Source organism: Sphingobacterium sp. UBA7253 (assembly GCF_002472745.1).
Lineage (GTDB): Bacteria > Bacteroidota > Bacteroidia > Sphingobacteriales > Sphingobacteriaceae > Sphingobacterium > Sphingobacterium siyangense.
Map to the genome: position 1 here is coordinate 1 of NZ_DKSP01000062.1, position 592 is coordinate 592.

1 protein-coding gene (cut by a window edge) is annotated in these 592 nt (G+C 45.8%); it reads left to right on the forward strand.

Translation table 11 applies throughout. The features are described 5' to 3' along the window. Nucleotides 1–182 precede the first annotated feature (182 nt). Nucleotides 183–592, forward strand: partial view of a DUF885 family protein gene (locus B2X72_RS05760; RefSeq protein WP_422663689.1) — the 5' portion only. 181 nt of this gene lie beyond the right edge of the window; 410 of the gene's 591 nt are visible here — the first part of the coding sequence; it begins with the start codon at nt 183–185; its stop codon lies off the right edge, out of view.

Genomic DNA, 592 nt, shown 5'->3' on the forward strand with positions numbered 1-592 from the left:
ATGCGCAGCAATTTATTGAACAAAATAAACTCATGAATATTCCTGAGCTGGCAGACGAGACTTGGGGTATGATCATGATGACACCTGAACGGCAGCGGGTCAATCCCTTTTTTACAGGCGGACGGGAAATTAGCATATCCTATCCGACAAACACGATGGATCAGCAGGCGAAATTGATGAGTATGCGTGGCAATAATCCTTATTTCTCCCGAGGCACAGTCCAGCATGAATTGATTCCCGGTCATCATCTGCAATATTTTATGAATAGGCGTTACAAGCCTTACCGCGAAGAGGCATTTAACACGCCATTTTGGACGGAAGGATGGACACTGTACTGGGAACTGCTGCTGTATAGCAAGGGATTTGCAAAAACTCCAGAGGAGCGAATCGGGATGTTATTTTGGCGCATGCACCGCTGTGCAAGAATAACCTTTAGTATCAAATTTCATTTAGGTGAGTGGACGCCGCAGCAATGCATCGATTATCTGGTAAACCGCGTGGGATTTGAGTCGGCTAATGCGCATGGTGAAGTAAAGAGATCGTTTGAAGGTTCCTATGATCCTTTATATCAGTTGGCCTATCTCGTAGGCGG